This is a genomic window from Campylobacter sp. BCW_6464 (assembly GCF_001762775.1).
In the GTDB taxonomy this organism is placed as follows: domain Bacteria; phylum Campylobacterota; class Campylobacteria; order Campylobacterales; family Campylobacteraceae; genus Campylobacter_D; species Campylobacter_D jejuni.
In genome coordinates this window covers 1-2,350 of the sequence record NZ_MJXM01000068.1, presented here as the reverse complement: position 1 = coordinate 2,350, position 2,350 = coordinate 1, and the positions used below count along the sequence as shown (strand labels likewise).

Here is a 2,350-nt window from a genome sequence, read left to right as displayed (position 1 = left end):
AAAACTCCGAATTTTTCTCAAGCGATTTTCAAAGGAAATTTAAATGTTGTAAATACAAATTTAAATTTTACTTTTGATAATTTAGAAGAAAAAATCGAACAAGAATATGAAGAGTTTAATAAAAATAAAAAAAAAGAAGATCAAAAATCCTTAGATAAATTTGCAAATGATTTTAGAGATTCTTTTAGGATTTTTAAAAGTGCTTTGATAAAAGATAATAATCTTTTAGATGCTTCAAATTTTCATAAATACGAGCTTTATTGTAAAGAGATAGAGCTAAAAAATAAAAAATATAAAACCCTTAAAGACAAGATGGACAAATGGCAACTTATCTTTTATCGTAAGCTTTGCGATCATCATACTGATATTTTACAAAGTTTAAATTCGCTTATTTTGGTAATAGGGATTTTTGTGATATCAAGCGTTGCGATGGTTGTTGGTTTTAACTATAGTCTTGGATATAAGCCTATTTTGGAGCATTGGTATTTTTCATTGGGTTTTTATAATCATCATATAAATTCTATCATACAGGATAATTGTTTACTTATGATATTTGTAAATCTTATGATACTTTTTATTTATTTGGGTTTAGTTGGATTTGCTTTATGTCTAAAATATATGAGAGAATTTTTTATAATCATATCTTATGTGATAACTCTTTTGGTTCTAGCGGTTTCACCAAAAATTCTTATCCCCGCTATGGGAATTTTTACAGATAAAAGAGCTATGTTAGATCCGCTTAGTGTGCTTGGTGGAATTTATACAATCGTTTTTGGTTTTGTTGCATTTTCTTTTATAAAGACAATTAGAAAAAATTCCATAGTGCCAAGTTAAAAAATTTAAGGTGTTGTGATGGAAGTTTACAACAAAACACTGAAAATTAAAGAAATGAAAATAAAATCAATTCTTTGGTTTATAATTCTACGAATTTAGCGATGATGAGATAAAATTATTAAAGGAAAGCAATGGAAGAATTTGATAAAAAATTAGAACAATACGGGATTTTGACAAAAAACGCTCAAAAATCAATAGAAAAAGATAGGGTAAAAATATTTAATAATGCAATAATAGAAACAATAAATTTTAAAACTTTACAAGAAAAAGGCATAAAAGAACTTCATATAAAGAAAAGTGAAATTTATAACATTGTTTTTTCAAAAGAAAATGATATAAGCGTATGTTTTGATGAGTGTTTAATTTTGAAGCAAATTAATGCTGAAAAACTATTATTTAAAAATAAATTTAATTTTATAAAATGTATTTTTCATGAGAAAATAGACTTTTCGTATAGTTTTTTTAGCACAACTTGTATTGAAGAAAATGTATCTTTTAAGGAATGCACTTTTAAATTTAATGTTTTTTTTAATGAAACACGCTTTGAAACACATGTAAATTTTGAAGAATCTACTTTTGAAAAACAAGTTATTTTTAATAATGCTTCTTTTTTAAACCAAGAAACAGAAATAAATTATATAGAAGTAAGTTTTTTAGGTGCGATTTTTAAAGATAGAGCTTATTTTTACAATATTACATTTAAATCAATGATAGATTTTTCATATGCTATTTTTGAAAATGAGGTGCATTTTTGTAATACTTATTTTGAGTCGGTAGTTCATTTTTCTTTTACAAAATTTAAGGGTGTATGTGATTTTTCAAATACGAAATTTTTAGCAACACAAAAAAAAGAAGAGAGAAATAGAATTTGTTTTGATGATACAGAGTTTGAAGATATAGTTCATTTTTATTCTGCTAAATTTGAATCAAAGGTGCTTTTTTGTAAATCTGTATTTAAAAGTAAAGTTAATTTTAATGGTGCTGAATTTTCAACATCCCATTATGATGATGCGGAAATAAATAATTTTGACAATGTTACTTTTGAAAGTGATGCGTGGTTTAATGACATTATTTTTAATTCTAGTGTATTGTTCAGCAAATGCGAATATAAAGGAAATATTTATATGCGGAACATTACTTCAAAACAACAGTTATATTTTTATGAGTCTTTATTTTTAAGTAATGTTTATTTTAACAACTCCCATTTTAAAGATTATGTTAGTTTTTGTGAATGCGAATTTGAAAAAACAGCTTGTTTTTATGGAGTAAAGTTTGATAAAACTCCGAATTTTTCTCAAGCGATTTTCAAAGGAAATTTAAATGTTGTAAATACAAATTTAAATTTTACTTTTGATAATTTAGAAGAAAAAATCGAACAAGAATATGAAGAGTTTAATAAAAATAAAAAAAAAGAAGATCAAAAATCCTTAGATAAATTTGCAAATGATTTTAGAGATTCTTTTAGGATTTTTAAAAGTGCTTTGATAAAAGATAATAATCTTTTAGATGCTTCAAA

At 24.1% G+C, this 2,350-nt stretch carries 1 protein-coding gene and 1 pseudogene; both read left to right on the top strand.

The genetic code is table 11. From position 1 onward, the window contains the following. Positions 1-834: pseudogene (locus AJ885_RS07630) on the top strand (pentapeptide repeat-containing protein); the annotation flags it as partial. 131 nt (positions 835-965) lie between these two features. Next, positions 966-2,350 (top strand): pentapeptide repeat-containing protein (locus tag AJ885_RS10905; RefSeq protein ID WP_070281037.1); only part of this gene is annotated, 1,385 nt, incomplete at its 3' end.